This window comes from Xylophilus rhododendri (assembly GCF_009906855.1).
Taxonomy (GTDB): Bacteria; Pseudomonadota; Gammaproteobacteria; order Burkholderiales; family Burkholderiaceae_C; genus Xylophilus; species Xylophilus rhododendri.
Genome location: NZ_CP047650.1, coordinates 285,233 through 307,019 on the forward strand (window position 1 = coordinate 285,233; position 21,787 = coordinate 307,019).

The window sequence follows — 21,787 nt, forward strand, 5'->3', positions numbered from 1 at the left end:
TCTCAGCGAAGCACCCGGGGTAGGCGCTTTGGTGAAAAAGCCCGGCGTCCCGGGCGGGGTGGCAGGCGATCAGGAGATCGCGCGCTTGACCCACTTGAAGGCGGCGACGGCCACAATCACGCCCAGCACCGCGCCGCCCACGGCAGCGATGGAGGGCAGTTGTGCGGTCACGGTGCCGGTGACGTCGGTGACGTCCACGGCGGCGCCGGCTGCTGCTTGAGCGGTGGAGGCGACCAGGGCCGAGGCGCCGGCCAGCAGGCCGACCAGGGATTGCTTGATGTTGCGCATTTAAGGCTCGCTTTCTGAGGTTGAATGACCATCGGACTTCAGGGTCTGGATCAGGGCCCGAAAGGCCCAACCCAAGGCCCAGACCACCAGGATGGCGCTGGCGATTTGTGCGCCGTCCTCAAGAGAAAGATTGAGGATTGGCGTGGTCACTTCCACCTGCAGGGTGACCGTGCAGGCAGAAGGGCAGGAGACGGTTACGGGGTCAGCCATGGCACTACCGGAGCAGGGCAAAGGCGCCGGCTACCGCGAGGGCCCCAACGACACGGCGGACCACGTAGCGGGCCATTACGAGGCGGCAGGCGCGGGCGCTGCTTGCCGGCGGATCTGCTTCACATCGACCGGCACAAGGCCCGTTAGGATGGCCTCGATGCGACGATCACGCAGGCCGGCCGACAGGGCGAAAGAGCCGGTGTAATAGCCGGGCTCGGTCTTGTTGCGCAGTTCCTTCGGCAGCATGAGGACACCGACCTGCGTAGGTTGACCAGCCTCATCCAGCAGCAGGCATTCCGCGTCCTGCATTTCCCAGGGACGACCATCCTTCGCACCACTGCGTGCCGGGTTGACTTTGATGATGTGGATAAGAGCGTTGAAGGCCATACAGCACCGATCTAGAGGTGGGTTACAGCAGCACGGACGTGCCACCCAACAGCCGAGCGCGCAGGGCTGGAGGCTGGCGAGTCAATCGGCGGAGTTGCCACGGCTGCCGACATGACGGCACCCCTCACATACGCCAGGCCCACGCTCACCTTCGCCCGACTCGAACAGCCAACTCAAAACTAGGCAAGCGCGATGAAAATCAGCTGCCAATAAAGGAGGCGATATGACGCGTTTGTGGATCGTCGTGATCTTTTTGTGGATCGTGGTTATCGTGGGCGCTGCACTGCTGCCAAAGCGCGGAAGGAGGACTACTGGCCCATCAAAAGGCCGCTGGCCTATCAGGAGCCAAGAACGACCGCGGGCCCAATTGCCACTAAGCGCTGCAGAGCAATCGATGTACTTCCGCTTGACCGGCGCCCTGCCCCAATACATCGTTTTGGCGCAGGTTTCCTTTGCCGCGTTGCTCGATGCGAAGGACCGGACAATCCGCAATACCTTCGACAGAAAGCGAGCTGATTTCGTGGTGGTAGAACGGTCCTTCCGTGTGGTCGCCGTGGTCGAGCTGGATGACAGCAGCCACGATGGCAGATCAGCACAAGACGCGGCCAGACAACGACTGCTGACTGACGTGGGATACCGCGTCTTGCGGTATCGAGGCATACCTGATGTCGCGACAGTCGCCAGCGACTTTCGTAAGCTGGCTGAGGCGAACCAAGCCTGCCCGACAGTCAGACCCGAATCGGCACCGGGGTCGACCGAGCTAGTGAGGTCAGAGCCCTGGCTTGATCGATCAGGCATGCGCTGAGGTGCCGGCGGAGGACGCTGCTCACAGCCGGCGCCGATGAGACGCTCTGCGAAAAACCGGGCGGCATCCATGAACCGGGGATCGAAGCTCCACCGCTCCATGAAGCGAACCGCGTCGAGTAGCGATTGCCCAAGTTCACTGACGCAAGAGGGAACAACCGCAGGGGCACCCGTCCTTGGGGCCGGCATCAACTCCAGAACCTCCACATGGCTAAAGCGGCCGAAACCTCCCGCCAGAGAGCGCAGCTCACACACGCCGGAAGACTCGACATTGGAGACTTCGAACTCGCTGCCATCAGCGCAGCGGACCAGCGATCCTATGGTGATTGATGGTGCGGCCCTCAGGCCGGGGGCCAGCGGTGCCGGCAAGCTTGGACCGGCCCCGTTTAGAGCCTGAGGGACGCATGAAAAAGTGACTGCAGAGGGCATGCCGGCTCCTTAGAATCGGCCGAATGACACCCTTGTCATTCAGACACCAGCATGGTATCCAATTGGAGTCCAAATGACCCCACAAGAAACACTTATTAGCCAAATAGACCAAGCGTCACTCGTCGTCGGAAGTCAGCGCAAGCTTGCCGACATCCTTGAGCTCGATCACGGGAATTTGGTGAAGATGAAAAACGGCGGGCGCCCGTGCAACTGGCGAGTCCGCGGAAAGTTGCGGGCGATCCTGGGCGAGGATCCAACCCGTGCGTTCATGGAGGCGATGGTCGAGGACTTGGCGCAATCGACCAACCCTGAAGAGCTTGCAGCGGTCGACGGATTCCGCACGATGCTCGCGGCCTTTCCTACCCCCGAGCCCCACAAAGCAGAAAACCCCGCCAGCGGTCAAGCTGATGGGGTTTCAAACTGGCGGAAACGGAGGGATTCGAACCCTCGATGAGGCTCTACACCCCATACTCCCTTAGCAGGGGAGCACCTTCGGCCACTCGGTCACGTTTCCTGGTAGCCTTCAATTATGCCCTACTTTCAGGGGCATTTTTGCAAACTCTTCAAGCTTGTTCGAGACCGAAGGCCTTGTGCAGTGCGCGCACCGCCAGTTCCATGTACTTTTCGTCGATCACGACCGAGGTCTTGATCTCGCTGGTGGAGATCATCTGGATGTTGATGCCCTCCTCGCTCAGCGAGCGGAACATGGTGGAGGCCACGCCCACATGGCTGCGCATGCCGATGCCGACGATGCTCACCTTGCAGATCTTGGCGTCGCCGACCACCTCGGTGGCGCCACCCAGGCCGGGCAGGACCTTGTCCTTGAGCAGGTCCACGGTCTTGGCGAAATCGTTGCGGTGCACCGTGAAGCTGAAATCGGTCGAGCCGTTCTTGCTCAGGTTCTGGATGATGACGTCGACCTCGACGTTGGCGTCGGCCACCGCGCCCAGGATCTGGTAGGCGATGCCGGGCTTGTCGGGCACGCCCAGGACGGAAATCTTGGCCTCGTCACGGTTGAAGGCGATACCGGATACGACGGCTTGTTCCATGTTTTCTGCTTCCTCGAAAGTGATGAGCGTGCCCGAGCGGGCCTCTTCCTCGATGTCGATATCCCAGTCGGTGAAACTGGAGAGCACCCGCAGGGGCACCTTGTACTTGCCGGCGAATTCCACCGAACGGATCTGCAAGACCTTGGAGCCCAGGGATGCCATCTCCAGCATCTCCTCGAAGCTCACCTTGTTCATGCGGCGCGCTTCGGGCACCACACGCGGATCGGTGGTGTAAACGCCGTCCACATCGGTGTAGATCAGGCACTCGTGGGCCTTCATGGCGGCCGCCACGGCGACGGCCGAGGTGTCGCTGCCGCCGCGGCCCAGGGTGGTGATGTGGCCGTCGCCGTCGATGCCCTGGAAGCCGGTGACGATGACCACCTTGCCGGCGGCCAGGTCGGCGCGGATGCGCAGGTCGTCGATCGATTCGATGCGCGCCTTGGTATAGGCGCTGTCGGTGCGGATCGGCACCTGCCAGCCGGCATAGCTGACCGACTCCATGCCCTCGCCCTGCAGCGCGATCGCCAGCAGGGCCGAGGAGGCCTGCTCGCCGGTGGAGGCCAGCATGTCGAGCTCGCGGCTGTAGGCGTCGCTGTGTTTGGCGGGGGCCAGCTCCTTGGCCAGGCCCAGCAGGCGGTTGGTCTCGCCGCTCATGGCGCTGGGCACGACCACCATCTGGTGTCCGGCCCGGGCCCACTTGGCCACACGCTTGGCCACGTTGCGGATGCGTTCGGTCGACCCCATGGAGGTGCCGCCGTATTTGTGAACGATTAATGCCATCGGAAAAACGATAACGCCGCGATGCGACTGTGAAAAAGCGCGCCTTTTGCGCCTCTGCAAATGAATGCCGGTGCGGTTCAGGCGGGTCTGCCGCCGCGGCGCCCGAAAGGGAACTTGTCTACGAGGCGGGAGGCAAAACTCCGGAATTGTACCAACCGAGCACGCCCTGCTCCCGCAGCACGAAACCGGAGCCGACCTTCAGGTGGATGCGGTGGCCGCGGGTGGTGCAGGCCGCGATCTGGCGCTGCAGCTGTTGCAGCTGCGCCGCGTCGGGCGTGGTGCCGTGCACCTGGCGCAGCCAGCGGCGCAGCACCAGCGCCTGGCGGCCGGCCGACAGGGCCTGCAGCGCGACGATGGCTGGCGGCACGCCGACCGCGGCGAGATCGGCGGCGGCGACTTCATCGAGCACTTCCTGCGCCTGCGCCGCATGTGCTGCACTGCGGGCGAAGGTCGTCCGGAACTGCGGGAAGGCGGCTTCCAGTGCCGGCAGCAAGCGTGCGCGGATGCGGTTGCGGGTGTAGCGCTCGTCGGCATTGCTCGGGTCCTCCACCCAGCCCACGCCGTAGGCCAGCGCGCAGGCACGCAAGGCCGCGCCGGGCACGCCCAGCAGCGGCCGGTGGTAATCGATGCCGCCGCGCTGCCAGCGGGCCGGCATGGCGGACAGGCCGGCCAGGCCGGCGCCGCGGGACAGGGCCAGCAGCAGGGTCTCGACCTGGTCGTCGGCATGGTGGGCCAGCGCCAGGCTGCGCACCGGCCTGGCTGCATCGCCGCCGCCGGCGCGGGCATAGGCGTCCAAAGCGTCGTAGCGGGCCTTGCGGGCCGCATCCTCGGGACTCTCGCCGGGCGCCGCACGCGCATCGACCCGCAGCACGGTCAGCGGCACATCGAGCCGGTCGCACACCTCCTGGCAATGCCGCAGGAAATCCTCGGCAGCCGCCTGCAGGCCATGGTGCACATGCACCGCCCGCACCTGTTTCGGCCACCGGCTCGCGCAGGCCGCCAGCAGCGCGGTCGAATCGGCACCGCCGCTGCAGCCGATCGCCAGCGGCAGAGCCGGGCTGAAGGCGGCTAGCGCCGCGGAGACGGGATCGGGCCGGACGGTGGTCATGAAGCACTACGCCCCGGAAGCGACAGCGCGCACCGGGGCGTATTCCTTGCAGAAAATCGCAGGATGGGAGATTTACTTGATGGCGACGTCGGCCTTGGTATCGGTGTAGCGGCCGTAGCTCTGCAGCCGGGCGTAGCGGCGATCGAGCAGTTCGTTGGTCTTCAGGTCGTGCACCTGGCGGAAGGCATCGCCCAGGGCGCGCTTGAGGAAGGCGGCCATCTGCTTGGTGTCGCGGTGGGCGCCGCCGACCGGCTCGCTGACGATCTTGTCGATCAGGCCGAGCGCCTTCAGGCGGTGGGCGGTGATGCCCAGCGCTTCGGCCGCGTCCTGCGCCTTCTCGCTGGTCTTCCAGAGGATGGAGGCGCAGCCTTCGGGGCTGATGACCGAATAGACCGAGTACTGCAGCATCAGCACCTGATCGGCCACCGAGATCGCCAGCGCGCCGCCGGAGCCGCCTTCGCCGATGATGGTGGTGATGATCGGCACTTCGAGCTGGGCCATCTCGAAGATGTTGCGGCCGATGGCCTCGGACTGGCCGCGCTCCTCGGCATCGATGCCCGGGTAGGCGCCGGGAGTGTCGACCAGGGTGAAGACCGGCAGGCGGAATTTCTCGGCCGTCTTCATCAGGCGCAGCGCCTTGCGGTAACCCTCGGGCTTGCTCATGCCGAAGTTGCGCAGGCCGCGCTCCTTGGTGTCGCGGCCCTTCTGGTGGCCCAGCACCATGCAGGCATGGCCGTTGAAGCGCGCCAGGCCGCCGACGATGGACAGGTCGTCCGAGAAATGGCGGTCGCCGTGCATCTCGACGAAGTCGGTGAAGATCTCGCGGATGTAGTCCAGCGTGTAGGGGCGCTCAGGATGCCGGGCGATCTTGGTGATCTGCCAGGGGCTCAGCTCGCTGTAGATGTCTTTGGTGAGCTGCAGGCTTTTCTTGCTGAGCTGGTCGATCTCCTCGGAGATGTCGACGGCGGACTCGGTCTGAACGTAGCGCAGTTCTTCGATTTTGCCTTCGAGCTCGGCGATCGGCTGCTCGAAGTCCAGGAATGTCTTTTTGGCCAAGGCTTTACCTCCTTTGAACCGGCTTCGTCGGAGCGAAGCGGGCTGGCGATGCATGCGGCCCGGCGTGGCCGCAGGGGATTCAATACTCGACTGGCAGGGGGTCGAGAGACCGCCAAATATACCAAGTCGCCACGCTGCAATACGGCGCCCAGGCGGCAGCCACCTCGCGCGCATCGCTGCGGCTGACGGATTCGCCCGAGAAATAGTTGGCGCTGATGCCGGTGATCAGTCCCACGTCGTCCAGCGGCAGCACGTTGGGCCGCATCAGGTGGAAGATGAGGAACATCTCCGCCGTCCAGCGGCCGATGCCGCGGATCGCGACCAGCTCGGCGATGATGGCTTCATCGTCCATCGCCTCCCAGGATTTCACATGCACCGCGCCGGAGGCGAAGTGCATGGCGAGGTCCACGATGTATTCGACCTTGCGTGCCGACAGCCCGGCCGCCCGCATGTCGTCGACCTTGAGCTTGAGCACATTGGCGGCCGTCATGCGGCGCGGCAGCGCTGCGAAGCGTGTCCAGACGGCCTGCGCCGCCTTCACCGAGATCTGCTGGCCGACGATGCTGCGCGCCAGCGTGGTGAAGGCGTCGCCGCGCGACTGCAGGCAGGCATCGCCGAACTGCGGAATCAGGCGCTTCATGACCCGGTCGCGGGCCTGCAGGTGCTCGCAGGCGGCCTGCCAGTAGTCGGGGGTGACCACCGGCACGGCGGCCGGCGCGGTAACCGCCGCTGCCGCCGCCGGCTTGGCGGCCGCAGCCTTCTTGGCCGGGGTTTTCTTCGTGGGGGCTTTTTTGGCCGGCGTCTTCTTGGCGGCGGCGGACTTCACCGCCGTCCGCTTCGCCGCAAGCGCGCTGCCCTGCTCCACCGCGGTGACCACGGCCGGATCGGCCTTGGCCTGCGGTGCATTCGCCTTGGCGGATGCGGTCTTGGCGGTCCTGACGGTTTTCTTGGGGGTCACGACAGTACTCACGCGGCTTCCCAGATGGTGCCCGCGGGCGTGTCCTTGAGCACGATGCCGCTGTCGAGCAAGGCCTTGCGGATACGGTCGGCCTCGGCGAAATCGCGCGCCTTCTTGGCGTCCGCCCTTGCGGCGATCTGCGCTTCGATGGTGGCCGCGTCCAGCGTGCTGCCGGCCTTGAGGTATTCATCGGGGTCGCACTGCAGCAGGCCCAGCACGCCGCCGAGCGCCTTCAGCAGGCCGGCGGTCTGTGCCGAAGGCTGGCGGTTGAGTGCACCGGCCAGGTCGAACAGCACGGCCACCGCTTCCGGTGTGCCGAAGTCCTCGTCCATCGCTGCGCGAAAACGCGCGGCGTGGGGGTCGGACCAGTCGATCGCCGCCGGCACTTCGGCCCGGACCGAGGCCAGCGCCGTGTAGATGCGGCGCAGCGCGGCCTTGGCATCGCGCAGATGGGCATCGCTGTAGTTCAGCGGGCTGCGGTAATGGCTGCGCACGATGAAGAAGCGGATGGTCTCGGCATCGAATGCCTCCAGCACCTCGCGGATGGTGAAGAAGTTGCCCAGGCTCTTGGACATCTTCTCGTCGTCGATGTTGATGAAGCCGTTGTGCATCCACAGCCGGGCCAGGGGCTGGCCATGCGCGCCTTCGCTCTGGGCGATCTCGTTCTCGTGATGGGGGAACTGCAGGTCGGCGCCGCCGCCGTGGATGTCGAAGGTCTCGCCGAGCAGGGCGCTGCACATGGCCGAGCACTCGATGTGCCAGCCCGGCCGGCCCACGCCATAGGCGCCGTCCCACTTGGCTTCGTCGGGCTCGTCGGCCTTGGCGGATTTCCACAGGACGAAGTCCAGCGGATCCTGCTTGCCGCCGGACACTGCCACCCGCTCGCCGGCACGCAGCTCGTCCGGCGACTTGCCAGAGAGCTTGCCGTAGCCGGGGAACTTGCGCACCGCGTAGTTCACGTCGCCACCCTCGGCCCGGTAGGCCAGGCCCTTGGCTTCGAGGCTGGAGATCAGCGAGAGCATCTGCGGCACGTAGTCCGTGGCGCGCGGCTCGTGCGTGGGGCGCTCGATGCCGAGGGCGTCGGCGTCCTGGTGCAGGGCATCGATCATGCGGTCGGTCAGCGAGCGCAGGGTCTCGCCGTTTTCCAGGGCGCGGCGAATGATCTTGTCGTCGATGTCGGTGATGTTGCGCACGTAGCTGACACGCAGCCCGCTGGCCCGCAGCCAGCGCTGGACGATGTCGAAGGCCACCATGGAACGGGCATGGCCGAGGTGGCAGAAGTCATAGACCGTCATGCCGCACACATACATGCGGACATGGCCGGGTTCGATGGGGGAAAACTCCTCCAGCGCACGCGATAGCGTGTTGTGAATGCGCAAACTCATGGGAACTTATCTGGGGTACGCGATGAGCTGCGGCGGGCCTTGCCGGATCGAGCCCAGGCGGCCTGCCATCATCGCAAAAGCCGCTGCCGCCGGGCGCCCGTGCGCATGGCCCCAACGGCTACAATCCGCGCCAGTATAAAGCCCCGCAGTCGGCGAGACCCGTCTTACAACCGACGCATGCATCTGTTCACCCGCCGCTTCGGCTTTCCCCTTCGAGGTTGTATGTATCCTGGCGCCGCCGCCTTTCCGCCCTTCGTTCGCAGCATGGCTGCCGCGCTGGTCGCCAGTGTCTTGATGGTCGGCGTGGCGCATGCCGACGACTACACCGACGTCAACCAGCTGATCCGCGCCGGCAAGCTCTCCGATGCCATGGGCCGTGCCGACAAGTACCTGGCCGGCAACCCGCGCGATCCGCAGATGCGTTTCCTCAAGGGCGTGATCCAGACCGAGTCCGGCAAGCAGCCCGATGCCATCGCCACCTTCAGCGCGCTGACCCAGGAATATCCCGAACTGCCCGAGCCCTACAACAACCTGGCCGTGCTCTACGCCAACCAGAAGCAGTACGACAAGGCGCGCACCGCCCTGGAAATGGCGATCCGAACCAACCCGAGCTACGCGACCGCCCACGAGAACATGGGCGACGTCTACGCGAAGCTGGCCAGCCAGGCCTACGCCCGTGCGCTGCAGCTGGACTCCGGCAACACCAATGTGCCGCCCAAGCTGGCGCTGATCCGCGACCTGTTCTCGCCGACGGCGACCCAGGCCGCCGCCAGCCGCGGCGGCAAGACCGTCGTGGCCGCCGCCACGCCGGCGCCCGCCCCGGCACCTGCGCCCGCCCCCGCACCGGCGCCCAAGCCTGCTCCGGCCCCAGCTCCCGTCGCCACCCCGGCACCCGCGCCTGCGCCCACACCGGCTCCGGCCCCTGCGCCGGCACCGGCCCCCACGCCCGCACCGGCGCCCGCCCCCACGCCGGCGCCAGCCCCGACACCCGCTCCCGCACCGGCCGCGGCCGCCGCCTCTTCGGAGAGCAAGGAAGCCATCGAATCCGCCGTCAAGAGCTGGGCCTCGGCCTGGGCCGCGCGCGACATGAAGGAATACCTCGCCGCCTACGGCAAGGACTTCAAGCCCGCCGGCAAGCAGACCCGCGCCGCCTGGGAGGCCGAGCGCCGTGCCCGCATCATGGGCAAGTCGCACATCAAGGTCGGCATCAGCGACATCGAGGTCTCTGTCGACGGCAGCAAGGCCACTGCGCGCTTCCGTCAGGACTACAGCGCCGATGCGCTCAACGTCACCAGCCGCAAGACACTGGAAATGGTCAAATCCGGCGGAACCTGGCTGATCGTTCGCGAGTCAACCGGCTAAGCCCTTCGGTCGATTCCGGCAGGCCGGCGGATGACCGCCGGCCTGCATCCATTTTTACCTTCCTCTTTTTGTGATTTCGCCTTGATGACGATGAGCGCGTCCCGTGCGTTTTTCTGCCTGGCATCCGCCCTGGCTCTGATCGCCGCACCGCCCGCGTTCGCCGCCAAGCGCGAACGCGAGAGACTGCTCGCCCGTGCCCCGGTACCGGCAGACCTGCGCAAGGACGGCGATGCCGAATCGCGCCTGATCGAGATCTACCGCCTGATCGGCATCGGCGATGCCGGCAAGGCCTTGTCGCAGGCCGAGCGCCTGGTGGGCGACTATCCCCAGTTCCAGCTCGGCCAGCTGGTCTACGGCGATCTGCTGGCCCTGCGGGTGCGTCCGGTGCGCATGTTGGGCGACCTGCCCGATGCCGACCAGCGCGACGCCACCGCCCTCGATGCCCTGCGCCTCGAATCCGCCATGCGCCTGAAGGCCCTGCGCGAGCGCCCGCCGGCCGGCAGCGTGCCCAGCCAGTTCGCCAAGCTCGCAGGCAGCAGCAAACACGCGATCGCGGTGGATGCCTCGCGCTCGCGCCTCTACCTGTTCGAGAACGACGGCAGCGGCCTGAAGCTGATCGCCGACTACTACATCTCGGTCGGCAAGTCGGGCATCGACAAGTCGATCGAGGGCGACATGCGCACGCCGCTGGGCGTCTACTACATCACCGGCCGGCTCGATCCGCGCACGCTCAAGGCCTTCTACGGCGCCGGTGCCCTGCCGATCAACTACCCGAACCCGCTCGACACCCGCAACGGCAAGACCGGCGGCGGCATCTGGCTGCACGGCACGCCGGCCGAGCAGTTCTCGCGCCCGCCGCTGGCCACCGACGGCTGCGTGGTGGTGGCCAACCCCGACCTGCGGCGCATCCTCGACACCGTCGAGCCGCGCTCCACCCCGGTGGTGATCGCCGAACGTCTGCAATGGGTGCCGCCGCAGGCCGCCATCGCCGCCAGCAAGGCCTTCGAAGCCACCTTCGATGCCTGGCGCCGCGCCAAGTCGGCTGGCGACATGCTGGGCACCATGGCCTTCTATTCCTCAGACTTCGCCAGCTACGGCAAGTCGCTGGCCGACTGGTCGATGGTGGTGCAGCAGGACATGACCCGCAATGCACGCCGCCCGCTGCAGTCCAAGGAGCTGTCCATCCTCCACTGGCAGTCCGGCACCGTGAACAGCATGGTGGTGACTTTCGGCGAAGTGGCCGAGGGCGCCACCACCGGGCCGGTGCGTCGGCAATACTGGCTGCAGCTGCAAGGCCTGTGGAAAATCATCTTCGAAGGCACCATCGGCTGACCCCACAGGCCTGAGCGCCGATATTTCCAGAACGAACGGAACCATCCAAATGCTGAAGACCCAGACTCTCTCGCGCCGCGCCTGCGGCCTGCTCATCGGCGGCCTGCTGGCTGTCGGCGCCGCCCATGCCCAGGCCCCGGCCAAGGTCAAGCTCTCGACCAGCCAGGGCGACATCGTCATCGAACTCAACGCCGCCAAGGCCCCCAAGACCGTCGCCAACTTCCTGCAATACGTGGGCGAGCACCAGTACGACGGCACCGTGTTCCACCGCGTCATCGACGGTTTCATGATCCAGGGCGGCGGCTTCGGCCCCGACATGCGCGAGAAGACCACCCGCGCCCCCATCGCCTTCGAGACCACCGGCCTCACCAACGACCGCGGCACCATCGCCATGGCCCGCACCAGCAACCCCAATTCCGCCACCTCGCAGTTCTTCATCAACGTGAAGGACAATGCGATGCTGAACCCGCCCGGCGCCGACGGCTACGGTTACGTGGTCTTCGGCAAGGTGGTCGGTGGCATGGACGTGGTCGACAAGATCCGCACCGTGGCCACCGGCAACAAGGGCCCGCACCAGAACGTGCCCATCGAGCCGGTCGTGATCCGCTCGGCCACCGTGCTGCCCTGATCATCCGTCCCGGCGAAATTTCCAGAACCATCCTCCAGGAGCCACCCATGAGCCAACCCCGAGTCGAACTGCACATCAAGAATTACGGCGTCATCACGCTCGAACTGGATGCCGAAAAAGCGCCCAAGTCGGTGGCCAACTTCCTCGCCTACGTGGCCAAGGGCCACTACGACAACACCGTGTTCCACCGCGTGATCAAGGACTTCATGATCCAGGGCGGCGGCTTCACCCCCGGCATGGACCAGAAGCCCACCGACGGCCCGATCGACAACGAAGCCAACAATGGCCTGAAAAACGAGAAGTACACCGTGGCCATGGCCCGCACCAATGCGCCCCACTCCGCCACCGCGCAGTTCTTCATCAACGCCAAGAACAACACCTTCCTGAACCACACCGCACCGTCCGCTCAGGGCTGGGGCTACGCCGTCTTCGGCAAGGTGGTCGAAGGCACCGAGGTGGTCGACAAGCTCGAGCAGGTCAAGACCGCCACCAAGGGCTTCCATGGCGACGTGCCGGTCGAGGACGTGATCATCGAAAAGGCCGTGGCCATCTGAGCCTCGCCCCGCCTGCGTCCGCCATGCGCATGCAGGCCTTGCCATCGACCGTCGCCGCGCCGAAAGCGTGGCGGACGGTCGATTTCATTTCAGACCTGCATCTTCACGAGGACGACCCGGCGACGGCCGCCGGTTTCGCCGCCTACCTGCGGGACACACCCGCCCAGGCCGTGTTCCTGCTCGGCGACATCTTCGAAGTGTGGATCGGCGACGATGCCGCCGCGGCCGGCAGCTTCGAGGCCGGCATCGGCCACTTGCTGCGCGAGGCCGCGAACTCGCGCGAACTGTTCTTCCTGCACGGCAACCGCGATTTCCTGGTGGGCGAAGGCTTTCTGCGCGAAGCCGGGCTGACGCTGCTGTCCGACCCCTGCCTGCTGACCCTGCACGGCCGCCGCTGGCTGCTCAGCCACGGCGATGCGCTCTGCCTGGGCGATACCGACTACCAGGTCTTCCGTGCCCAGGTGCGCAGCCCTGAATGGCAGTCGAACTTCCTGGCCAAGCCCCTGGAAGAGCGCCGCGCCATCGCCTGTGGCCTGCGCCGGGCCAGCGAGGCCCGCAAGGCCTCGGACGCCGACTATGCCGATGCCGACACCGCCCTCACCCAGGCCTGGCTGACCGAGGCCGATGCCGGCGTGCTGATCCACGGCCACACCCACCGGCCGGCCGACCACCGGCTGGACGATGGCCGGCAACGCATCGTGCTGTCCGACTGGGACCTGGCCGCCGAACCGCCACGCGCCCAAGTGCTGCGCATCGCCCCGGACGGCGAGCCGCGCCGCATCGCCCTGGCATGAGGCTCTGGCGGCAAACGCTCGATCTGCTGCGCAGGTCGCCGCGTCCCATCCCCGACCGGCTCTGGGCCCATACCCTGCGCCGCTGGCCCTTCCTGGCCGAAGGCCGCTCTGCCGCCGAGATTGCCCACCTGCGTGAGCTCGCCGGCCACTTCCTGCGGCAAAAGCAGTTCCACGGCGCCCACGGCCTGGTGGTAAGCGACGAGATGGCCTGCGCCATCGCCGCCCAGGCCTGCCTGCCCTTGCTGCATTTCGGCCCCGCCCGCAAGGCCCTGCGCTGGTACGGCGACTTCGTGATGATCGTGGTCCAGCCCGGCGAAGCCGTGGCCCAGCGCGAGGTCACCGACGAGGCCGGCGTGGTGCACCGCTACCGCGAGGTGCTGGCCGGCGAGGCCATGGAGCGCGGCCCGGTGATGCTGAGCTGGGCCGACATCGAGGCCTCCTCGGCCCTGGGCGAGCGCGGCTACAGCGTGGTCATCCACGAGTTCGTGCACAAGATCGACATGCACGACGGCCAGGCCGACGGCCTGCCGCCGCTGCCGCCGGGTTTCCTGGGCAGCCGCGGCGTCCGGCAGGCACGCGCCGCCTGGCTCGCGGTGCTGGAGCCGGTCTACGAGGACTTCCGCGAAAAGGTCATCCGCCACGAGCGCTTCGGCGCCGCCGAACCCTGGCTCGACCCCTACGGCGCGCAATCGCTCACCGAATTCCTGCCCGTGGCCTGCGAGGCCTACTTCACCCGCCGCGCCCGTTTCGGCGCCGAAGTCCCGGCGCTGCTGGCGCTGTTCGACCGCTTCTTCCAGCGACCGTCCATCATGTGAACTCGGATTGAACCTGGGGTATGGCCTGTACCGCCACGCGGTGCCCGCCGCATAGAATCCGCGAGACTCTGCCCGGCGCAGACACGGCGCCACGAGTCCCGCGGGGCGCCCACCCGCGCCCGGCCTTCCACCCCCGATGACACGAGACCCGCTTCGATGACCCCAGAAGAGATCCTGAGCACCTACGGCCCGCGCGAGGCCATGGAATACGACGTCGTCGTGGTGGGCGCAGGCCCCGCAGGCCTGTCCGCCGCGATCCGCCTCAAGCAGCGCGCGGCCGAGGCCGGCAGCGAAGTCTCGGTGGTGGTGCTGGAAAAAGGCTCCGAGCCCGGCGCCCATATCCTTTCCGGCGCGATCATGGACCCGATCGCCCTCAAGGAACTCTTCCCCGACTGGAAGGAACGCGGCGCGCCGCTGAACCAGCCGGTCACCGAGGACGCCTTCCTCTTCCTGGGCGAGAAAAGCGCCGTGCGCACGCCCAACTGGCTGCTGCCGGCCTGCTTCCACAACGAGGGCAACTACATCGTCAGCCTGGGCAACGTCACCCGCTGGCTGGCCCAGCAGGCCGAGGAGCTGGGCGTGGAGATCTTCCCCGGCTTCGCCGCCGCCGAGGTGCTCTACAACGAGGACGGCTCGGTCAAGGGCGTGGCCACCGGCAACATGGGCATCGGCAAGGACGGCGAGCCCGGCGCGGACTTCCAGCTCGGCATGGAGCTGCACGGCAAGTACACCGTGTTCGCCGAAGGCGCGCGCGGCCACCTGGGCCGCCAGCTGATCGACAAGTTCGCGCTCGCCAAGGACAGCGATCCGCAGAGCTACGGCATCGGCATCAAGGAACTCTGGGAGATCGATCCCAAGCGCCACCAGCCCGGCTTCGCGCTGCACAGCGCCGGCTGGCCACTGGATGCGGACACCTACGGCGGATCGTTCCTCTATCACGCGGAGGACAACAAGGTCATCGTCGGCTTCGTGGTGGGCCTGGACTACCAGAACCCCTACCTCAGCCCCTTCGAGGAATTCCAGAAGTTCAAGACCCATCCCAACATCCGCTACTACTTCGACGGCGACGAGGAAAAGGGCATCAAGCCGGCCAAACGCATCAGCTACGGCGCGCGCGCGATCACGGCCGGCGGGCTGCTGGCCCTGCCCAAGACGGTGTTCCCGGGCGGGGCGCTGATCGGCTGCGAAGCCGGTTATCTCAATGCCAGCCGCATCAAGGGCAGCCATGCGGCGATCAAGACCGGCATGCTGGCGGCCGATGCGGCTTTCGATGCCCTGGCCGCGGGTCGGCAGCACGACGAGCTGAGCGCCTACCCCGAGGCGTTCAAGAACAGCTGGCTGTGGACCGAGCTGAACAAGGCGCGTAACTTCAAGCAGTGGTTCAAGAAGGGGCGCACGCTGGCCACGATCATGACCGGCATCGAACAGAAGCTGCTGGGGGGCAATATTCCCTGGACCCTTCACCGTGCCGAGCCGGACCACAAGCGGCTGAAGCCGGCTGCTTCCTGCAAGCCGATCGCCTATGCCAAGCCGGATGGCAAGCTCACCTTCGACCGGCTTTCCAGCGTCTTTGTGAGCAATACCAACCATTCGGAGGATCAGCCTGCGCATCTGACGCTGAAGGATCCTACGGTGCCGGTGCGGATCAATCTGCCGGAGTTCGCGGGGCCTGAGCAGCGGTATTGCCCTGCGGGGGTCTACGAGTTCGTTGCCGACGAGGCCAATGCTGGCAAGGAGCGGCTGCAGATCAATGCGCAGAATTGCGTGCATTGCAAGACTTGCGATATCAAGGATCCTACGCAGAATATCGTCTGGGTTACGCCTGAAGGGGGCGGCGGGCCGAATTATTCGGGAATGTAGGATTCCGGTTTCTCGGCTTTACTTCTTCTACTCCTGACGGAGGGTGGAGCTGGGGCTTCGCGCCCCAGACCGCGGTAACTTTCTTTCCATTGAAAGAAAGTCACCAAAGAAAAATTTAATGCGGGAGCGGGAGATATTTTTCGGGCCGTCGCTGCGCTCGGCCTGGGGCAGAGCCTGATCGAACTGGCGGAGAACTGGACGATTTGGCCTGCTCGCTATCCAGTCGTCGGACCGCTGCCCTGCAGCGGAACAGCCAATACCGCAATACCAAATACCCCTGATATTTGAGCGTGGCGATTGATCGAGAGCCGGCAGTCCGCTGCTAATTCCGGCTGGACTGGGAGCGTGGCGCCTATATCAAGCAGGGCCAGATCGTCGCCTGGCAGAGCCTCCCAAAATCGATTTCCGCCCCAGGCCGAGCGCAGCAAAGGCCCGAAAAATATCTCCCGCTCCCGCATTGAATTTTTCTTTGGTGACTTTCTTTCAATGGAAAGAAAGTTACCGCGGTCTGGGGCGCGAAGCCCCAGCTCCACCCTGAAAACAAGAGAAGAAGAAAAAACAAAGACGCTCCACAAAAACCCCAATGCAGACACCCCAGCCCCGTTTCCATAATGCCCCACAGGCAAAACAAGGAGACAAAGCCCATGCCCATGACGAAGCGCGCCCGAAAAGCCCTCTTGCCCGCCGCCACCCTGGCAATCCTGGCCACCCTCCTGCCGGCAGCCCAAGCCCAGACCGTGCTGAAAATCGGCTACGCCACCGCCAAGGACTCCCACTACGGCGTGGGCTCCACCGTCTTCTGCGACGAGGTCGAACGCGGCACCCAGGGCCGCTACAAGTGCCAGCAGTTCCCCAACTCGGCACTGGGCGGTGAGCGCGAACAGATCGAGGCGCTGCAGCTCGGCACGCAGGACCTGCTCAACACCTCCACCGGCCCGGTCGGCAATTTCGTGCCCGAGATGCGCATCGTCGACCTGCCCTTCCTCTTCCGCGACTACGCCCACGCCCGCAAGGTGCTCGACGGCGAGATCGGCCAGAACATGCTGGCCCAGTTCCCCAAACACGGCCTGGTGGCCCTGGCCTGGACCGAGAACGGCTTCCGCCAGATGACCAACAGCAAGCGCGACATCGTCAAGCCCAGCGACGCCGCCGGCCTGAAGATGCGCACCATGGAGAACAAGGTGCACATGGACGGCTACCGCACCTTCGGCATCCTGCCCACGCCCATGGCCTTCCCGGAACTCTTCGGCGCGCTGCAGCAGGGCACGGTCGATGGCGAGGAGAACCCGATCCCCGTCATCCTCTCGGCCAAGTTCGCCCAGGTGCAGAAACACCTGTCCATGACCAACCATGTCTACTCGCCCGCGCTGCTGCTGATCTCGCCGCGCACCTGGGACCGGGTCTCGGTGGCAGACAAGAAGGTCTTCCTCGAAGCCGCCAAGAAAGGCGCCGCCGCCCAGCGCAAGAAGGTCAACGACGACGAGGACCAGGGCCTGGCCCAGCTGGAGAAGGCCGGCATGACGGTCACCCGCAACGTCGACTCGGCCGCCTTCCGCGAAGCCATCAAGCCGGCCTATGTGGGCTATGCCAAGGAGTTCGGCGCCGACAAGATCAAGCAGATCCAGGACGTTCAGTAATCCACGTGCGGACCTTCGAACGTTGCTTCCTCGGCGCCAACCGCTGGGCGCTCATCCTGCTGCTGGCCGCGATGTCGGTCATCATTTTCGTGAACGTGGCCCTGCGCTACCTCACCAACCAGTCGATCGAATGGGCCGAGGAAGTCTCGCGCCACATGATGATCTGGCTGACCTTCCTGGGCGCCGGCCCGGTGCTGCGCTACGGCGGCCATATCGCCGTGGAGAACCTGCAGGACGCCCTGCCCCGCGCGGGCGGCATCGCCCTGCGGGTGCTGGTGGCGGCGCTGATGTTCGGCTTCTTCGGCTTCATGGCCTGGTACGGCTGGCTCTACATGCAGCGCACCATGTTCCAGCTGACCGCCGTGACGCAGATTCCGTTCGCCTACATCTACAGCGCCATGGCGATCGGCGGCGTGCTGCTGGTCGTGCATTTCCTGCTGATCGTGCGCGGCTACGTCATGGAGCGGCAGTTCCCGTCGGACGCGCACTTCGACGCCACCGCCAGCGCATCGCTGTGAAAGGGACTCGTACACCATGAGCCCCAGTCTCGTCCTGATCGTCTCGGCCTGCCTGTTCCTGGCCATCGGCGTGCCGGTGGCCTTCGCGCTCGGCATGGCCACCGTGGCCACGCTGCTGCTGGCCACCACCTTTCCATTGATGGTCCTCCTGAAGGAGACATTCACAGGGATCGACAGTTTTCCCTTGATGGCCGTGCCCTTCTTCATCCTCGCGGCCGAGCTGATGAGCGGCGGCTCGCTGACCGAGGTGCTGCTGCGCTTCGCCGGCCAGTTCGTCGGCCACAAGCGCGGCGGGCTGGGCTATACCAATGTGGTGGCGCTGACCTTCTTCTCGGGCATCTCCGGATCGGCGCTGGCCGATGCGGCGGGGCCGGGCTCGATGCTGATCCGCATGATGGACAAGGCCGGCTACGACCGGGCCTATGCCGCGGCGCTGACGGCATCGACGGCCATCGTGGGGCCGATCATCCCGCCGTCGATCATCATGATCATCTACGCGCTGCAGGACGACTCCGTCTCGGTCGGCGCGCTGTTCGCGGCCGGCATCATCCCCGGGCTGCTGATCGCCGCGGCGATGTGCGTGGTGAATTTCCATGTTTCCAAGCAGCGCAACTACAAGGGCGAAGGCCGGCTGCCGCCGCTGCGCGAGATCCTGTTGACGACCTGGAAGGCCATACCCGCCATCCTGCTGCCGGTGGTGATCCTGGGCGGCATGCGCGCGGGCTGGTTCACGCCGACCGAGGCTTCGGTGGTGGCGGTGTTCTACGCCCTGCTCTGCGGCAAGTACGTCTACCGCACCCTGGCCTGGCGGGCGGTGCCGGACATCCTGGCGCGCTCGGCCCTGCTGTCGGCCTCGGTGCTGATCATCATCGGCCTGTCGGCATCGTTCGCCTGGCTGCTGACCATCGAGGGCGTGCCGCAGCAGATGGCCGACTGGCTCATCGGCATGAACCTCACGCCCTGGATGTTCCTGATCGCGGTGAACATCTTCCTGCTGCTCTTCGGCATCTTCATCGAGCCGCTGCCGGGCGTGATGGTGCTGGCGCCCATCCTGGCGCCGGTGGCGCTGAAGCTGGGGGTGGACCCGGTGCACTTCGCGATGATCGTGATCGTCAACCTCACGCTGGGCATGATCACGCCGCCGGTGGGCGGGCTGCTGTTCGTCACCTGCAATGTCTCCAAGGTGCCGATGGGCAAGCTGGTGCGCGAGCTGGTGCCCTTCCTCTGGGCGCACGGCGCGGTGCTGATGGTGCTGACCTTCGTGCCGGCGCTCAGCACCTGGCTGCCGCGGCTGTGGGGGTTCAGCCGCTGAGCGGGCCAACCGCGCCCGGGTTCATGCCGCGGGCTGCTGCATGCTGACCCGCAGCACCCGCGCGCCGAAGGCCAGGCCGGCGCCCATGCCGATGTCCGAATCCTCGATCACCAGGCAGTCTCCGGCCGCCACGCCCAGGCGCTGTGCCGCCTGGACATAGGCCTCGGGATCGGGCTTGTGCCGCTGCACGTCGTCGCCGGTGACCACCAGGTCGAACAGGGCCGCGATGTCCGGGCGCTGCGCCAGCACCGAGGCCACGTTCGCCGCCGACGCGGTCGTCACCAGGGCCGCGTGCACACCATCGGCCCGGCTGCCCAGCAGCAGCACCAGGGCTTCGTTGAAACGCGCATGCACCAGCGTCTGGCGGTACAGCTCGGTCTTGCGCCTGGCGATGCCTGCCGGCTCGGCCTGCACGCCGGCGCGTTCGATCATGCCGGGCAGGAACTGGCGCCAGTTGCGGCCGAAGGCCTCGCGCTCGAAGGTGGCGCGGTCGATGTCGATGCCGGCGCCCTCCTGCAGGGCCTGGGCATAGGCGCGGAAGTTGGCCTCGGAGGTGTCGGCCAGGGTGCCGTCCAGGTCCACCAGATAGGCCTTGATCTTGCCGCCTTCAGTCATGCCAGCGCTCCCGGTATTCGTTGAGCAGCACACTGGCACAGGCGAAGAAGGCCAGGCCCTTGTGCCGGTTCTGGCGGATCTTGTAGGGCACCAGGCGCAGGTAGTGCACCAGTTCGTGGAAGTAGGCCTCGCGCAGTCCGCGTTCGCCGAAGCGTTCCAGCAGCAGGCCGTCGACGAACTGATGCAGCTGGGTATAGGCCTGCGAGCGGGTGAAGGCCATGCGGATGCTGGAGCCGTCCAGCGTGCAGTGGTAGTTGCGGTTCATGCCCTCGTAGCCCAGGTGCAGGGACTGCAGCATCTTGCCCCAGTCGATCAGCGGCGAATTGAAGACGTTGTCCGGGTTCGGATCGATGATGTACCAGCCCTGGGCCACCTGCGGCGCCACGATGATGTTCTCGATCGTCAGGTCGCCATGCACGATGGTCGAGGCCTCCAGCTGGATCTGGCGCGAAAGCCAGTCGGCGTCCAGCAGCAGCTCCCAGTCCTTGAGGCTGCAGGCCTGGCCGTTGACCTGGTAGTCGTCCTCCGGCAGCACCGAGCGGGCGAATTCCAGGATCTTCGCGGTGTTCTGGATGGCCTTGTCCCGCAGGTATTTGGCGATGGTCTCGCGCGGCGTCTGCGCCAGCAGGTTGCGCTGATGCAGGCCGGACATGCGCTCCAGCACCTCGCCCAGGATCACCCGGCTGCTCTCCGTCGGATTCGAATGGATGAAGTCGAAGAAGTCGTTGGCCGGCACGACCAGCGGCATGTCGTAGTAATACGCATGCGGCCGGGCATGGCCGCCCAGCACCTGCACCAGCGGGAAGTCATCCACCCGGTGGCGCACCAGCCATTCCTGCTGTTGCTGCAGCTTGGCCCCCGCGTCGCCCGAGGCGAACTTGCGGATCAGCAACTGGCCCTGCACTTCGACCAAAGCGGTGATGGCATCGGAGCCGCCGCCGTAGAGCTTTTGCACCGTACCGTCGTCCAGCGCCTGCATGCCGAAACGCGAGGCTGCCTTGTTGTTGCCGCTGAAGAGCGAGGCCAGGAAGTAGTCGTACTCGGCGTCGGCCTTGAAACGCTTGCGCGCGCCACCCGACACGGTGCGTTCGTTGTACAGGCCCAGGCGCCGGCGTTTCCACATCAGGTTCAGCACCACCGGCCACTGGCGCAGCAGGCCATAAGCGAGCACGCCGACGATGGGCAGGCCGGCGAAGGCGGCGAGTGCCGCCGTGTGCATCACCTGCCCCGAGGCAAGCTCCGCCATCGTGGGACGCAGGGGCGTGCCGAGCATGCTGGTGAAGATGCGGTCGAAAGGCGTGGCGTCGGCCTGCGAGAACAGGTAGTAGGACAGCAGGTAGAGCGCCCACATCAGCACGGTCGAGAACAGATAGCGCGCGCGCAGCAGCGCGCCGCCCACGACCAGTTCGCTGAGCGACCAGGAGAAATCCACCGCCTTGAAGCGCAGCCGGTCATTGAAGATCGATGCCAGCCGCCAGATGCGCTGCCGCGTGCGTTCCGAGCGCTGCACGGCCAGGCTGAACAGCAGCACGGCCAGGAAGGCCACAACCGCCATCACCGGCACCAGCGGAAGGCCTTGCGCCCGCCCCGTCAGCTGCAGCAGACCGGTGAGCACCGCCACCACCGCCAGGTCGCTCATCCGCTCGGCCACCACCGTGGCGGCCACATAGGCAAAACGCACCGAGGTCTTGCGGCTGGCATACCAGGCGCGCAGCAGCTCACCCAGGCGCCAGGGCACGACCGCATTGGCCACATAACCCAGGGCCAGACCCAGCAGCAGCGGGAAACGGCGTTTGATCAGCTTGGGCGGAAAAAGAATGCCCCAGCGCGCCGCGCGCACCACATGGGCCAGGAAGAGAACCGCTGCGGCGCACAGCAGGTAGAGCACGAAGGTCCCGTTCGACAC

Annotated in this window: 23 protein-coding genes and 1 tRNA gene; 12 read left to right on the top strand and 12 right to left on the bottom strand. The window is 66.1% G+C overall.

The features are described from left to right. Positions 1-69 precede the first annotated feature (69 nt). The 3 genes from GT347_RS01340 to GT347_RS01350 form a co-directional block, all read right to left on the bottom strand. On the bottom strand, positions 70-288 hold the full coding sequence (locus tag GT347_RS01340) for a major capsid protein (RefSeq protein WP_160550271.1): 219 nt from the start codon (positions 286-288) through the stop codon (positions 70-72). Continuing rightward, positions 289-498: a hypothetical protein gene (locus tag GT347_RS01345; RefSeq protein WP_160550272.1), complete on the bottom strand. Its 210-nt coding sequence runs from the start codon at positions 496-498 to the stop codon at positions 289-291. A gap of 75 nt (positions 499-573) precedes the next feature. Further along, positions 574-885, bottom strand: a complete 312-nt coding sequence (locus GT347_RS01350) for a hypothetical protein (protein ID WP_160550273.1) — start codon at positions 883-885, stop codon at positions 574-576. A gap of 394 nt (positions 886-1,279) precedes the next feature. Here GT347_RS01350 and GT347_RS01355 point away from each other — a divergent pair, with 394 nt between their 5' ends. Together GT347_RS01355 and GT347_RS01360 are read left to right on the top strand one after the other, a co-directional pair. Then, the gene (locus GT347_RS01355) at positions 1,280-1,690 is read left to right on the top strand and encodes a DUF2726 domain-containing protein (RefSeq protein WP_195812383.1); all 411 of its coding nucleotides are present in this window, start codon (positions 1,280-1,282) and stop codon (positions 1,688-1,690) included. A 501-nt stretch (positions 1,691-2,191) separates the two neighbouring features. After that, on the top strand, positions 2,192-2,572 hold the full coding sequence (locus GT347_RS01360; protein ID WP_195812384.1) for a hypothetical protein: 381 nt from the start codon (positions 2,192-2,194) through the stop codon (positions 2,570-2,572). Here GT347_RS01360 and GT347_RS01365 read toward each other — a convergent pair. From GT347_RS01365 to cysS, 6 genes are all read right to left on the bottom strand, one after another. Next, positions 2,540-2,632, bottom strand: a tRNA-Ser gene (locus GT347_RS01365). The two genes, GT347_RS01360 and GT347_RS01365, sit on opposite strands and share 33 nt — an antisense overlap. 49 nt (positions 2,633-2,681) lie before the next feature. After that, on the bottom strand, positions 2,682-3,947 hold the full coding sequence (locus GT347_RS01370; RefSeq protein WP_160550275.1) for an aspartate kinase: 1,266 nt from the start codon (positions 3,945-3,947) through the stop codon (positions 2,682-2,684). A 118-nt stretch (positions 3,948-4,065) separates the two neighbouring features. Beyond that, positions 4,066-5,055 (bottom strand): tRNA lysidine(34) synthetase TilS, encoded by a 990-nt coding sequence (tilS, locus tag GT347_RS01375; RefSeq protein ID WP_160550276.1) that lies wholly within the window; start codon positions 5,053-5,055, stop codon positions 4,066-4,068. Positions 5,056-5,127: 72 nt separating this feature from the next. Further along, on the bottom strand, positions 5,128-6,111 hold the full coding sequence (locus GT347_RS01380; RefSeq protein ID WP_160550277.1) for an acetyl-CoA carboxylase carboxyltransferase subunit alpha: 984 nt from the start codon (positions 6,109-6,111) through the stop codon (positions 5,128-5,130). Between the two features lie 79 nt (positions 6,112-6,190). After that, on the bottom strand, positions 6,191-6,817 hold the full coding sequence (locus GT347_RS01385; RefSeq protein ID WP_160555169.1) for a DNA-3-methyladenine glycosylase family protein: 627 nt from the start codon (positions 6,815-6,817) through the stop codon (positions 6,191-6,193). A 260-nt stretch (positions 6,818-7,077) separates the two neighbouring features. Then, positions 7,078-8,454 (bottom strand): cysteine--tRNA ligase, encoded by a 1,377-nt coding sequence (gene cysS, locus GT347_RS01390; RefSeq protein WP_160550278.1) that lies wholly within the window; start codon positions 8,452-8,454, stop codon positions 7,078-7,080. A gap of 264 nt (positions 8,455-8,718) precedes the next feature. Here cysS and GT347_RS01395 point away from each other — a divergent pair, with 264 nt between their 5' ends. The 7 genes from GT347_RS01395 to GT347_RS01425 all read left to right on the top strand — a co-directional run bounded on the left by GT347_RS01395 (position 8,719) and on the right by GT347_RS01425 (position 15,799). Further along, the gene (locus GT347_RS01395; RefSeq protein ID WP_160550279.1) at positions 8,719-9,816 is read left to right on the top strand and encodes a nuclear transport factor 2 family protein; all 1,098 of its coding nucleotides are present in this window, start codon (positions 8,719-8,721) and stop codon (positions 9,814-9,816) included. 84 nt (positions 9,817-9,900) lie between these two features. After that, complete coding sequence (locus GT347_RS01400) at positions 9,901-11,148, top strand: L,D-transpeptidase family protein (RefSeq protein ID WP_160550280.1); 1,248 nt, start codon at positions 9,901-9,903, stop codon at positions 11,146-11,148. A 49-nt stretch (positions 11,149-11,197) separates the two neighbouring features. Continuing rightward, positions 11,198-11,776: a peptidylprolyl isomerase gene (locus GT347_RS01405; RefSeq protein ID WP_160550281.1), complete on the top strand. Its 579-nt coding sequence runs from the start codon at positions 11,198-11,200 to the stop codon at positions 11,774-11,776. Between the two features lie 47 nt (positions 11,777-11,823). Continuing rightward, positions 11,824-12,330 carry a peptidylprolyl isomerase gene (locus tag GT347_RS01410; protein ID WP_160550282.1) on the top strand — a complete coding sequence of 169 codons (507 nt, stop codon included), beginning with the start codon at positions 11,824-11,826 and terminating at the stop codon, positions 12,328-12,330. Positions 12,331-12,353: 23 nt separating this feature from the next. Continuing rightward, the gene (locus tag GT347_RS01415) at positions 12,354-13,124 is read left to right on the top strand and encodes a UDP-2,3-diacylglucosamine diphosphatase (RefSeq protein WP_407704129.1); all 771 of its coding nucleotides are present in this window, start codon (positions 12,354-12,356) and stop codon (positions 13,122-13,124) included. Beyond that, on the top strand, positions 13,121-13,939 hold the full coding sequence (locus GT347_RS01420; protein WP_160550283.1) for a M90 family metallopeptidase: 819 nt from the start codon (positions 13,121-13,123) through the stop codon (positions 13,937-13,939). Before GT347_RS01415 ends, GT347_RS01420 begins: the two co-directional genes overlap by 4 nt. A 156-nt stretch (positions 13,940-14,095) precedes the next feature. Beyond that, entirely contained in the window at positions 14,096-15,799 is a 1,704-nt protein-coding gene (locus GT347_RS01425; protein WP_160550284.1) for an electron transfer flavoprotein-ubiquinone oxidoreductase, read from the top strand. Positions 15,800-16,014: 215 nt separating this feature from the next. Here the strand turns inward: GT347_RS01425 and GT347_RS01430 are convergent, their stop codons facing one another. Further along, positions 16,015-16,392: a hypothetical protein gene (locus GT347_RS01430; RefSeq protein WP_160550285.1), complete on the bottom strand. Its 378-nt coding sequence runs from the start codon at positions 16,390-16,392 to the stop codon at positions 16,015-16,017. Between the two features lie 57 nt (positions 16,393-16,449). Between GT347_RS01430 and GT347_RS01435 the strand changes: the two genes are divergently transcribed. The 3 genes from GT347_RS01435 to GT347_RS01445 are packed head-to-tail and all read left to right on the top strand — an operon-like array spanning position 16,450 to position 19,266. Then, positions 16,450-17,436 carry a TRAP transporter substrate-binding protein gene (locus GT347_RS01435; protein ID WP_160555171.1) on the top strand — a complete coding sequence of 329 codons (987 nt, stop codon included), beginning with the start codon at positions 16,450-16,452 and terminating at the stop codon, positions 17,434-17,436. 5 nt (positions 17,437-17,441) lie between these two features. Next, positions 17,442-17,954 (top strand): TRAP transporter small permease, encoded by a 513-nt coding sequence (locus tag GT347_RS01440; protein ID WP_160550286.1) that lies wholly within the window; start codon positions 17,442-17,444, stop codon positions 17,952-17,954. A 16-nt stretch (positions 17,955-17,970) separates the two neighbouring features. Beyond that, the gene (locus GT347_RS01445) at positions 17,971-19,266 is read left to right on the top strand and encodes a TRAP transporter large permease (RefSeq protein WP_160550287.1); all 1,296 of its coding nucleotides are present in this window, start codon (positions 17,971-17,973) and stop codon (positions 19,264-19,266) included. A gap of 21 nt (positions 19,267-19,287) precedes the next feature. On the opposite strand, the gene GT347_RS01450 is transcribed toward GT347_RS01445, so the two are convergent. Further along, complete coding sequence (locus tag GT347_RS01450; RefSeq protein ID WP_160550288.1) at positions 19,288-19,881, bottom strand: HAD family hydrolase; 594 nt, start codon at positions 19,879-19,881, stop codon at positions 19,288-19,290. Beyond that, on the bottom strand, positions 19,874-21,787 hold the full coding sequence (locus GT347_RS01455; RefSeq protein WP_160550289.1) for a lysylphosphatidylglycerol synthase transmembrane domain-containing protein: 1,914 nt from the start codon (positions 21,785-21,787) through the stop codon (positions 19,874-19,876). Before GT347_RS01455 ends, GT347_RS01450 begins: the two co-directional genes overlap by 8 nt.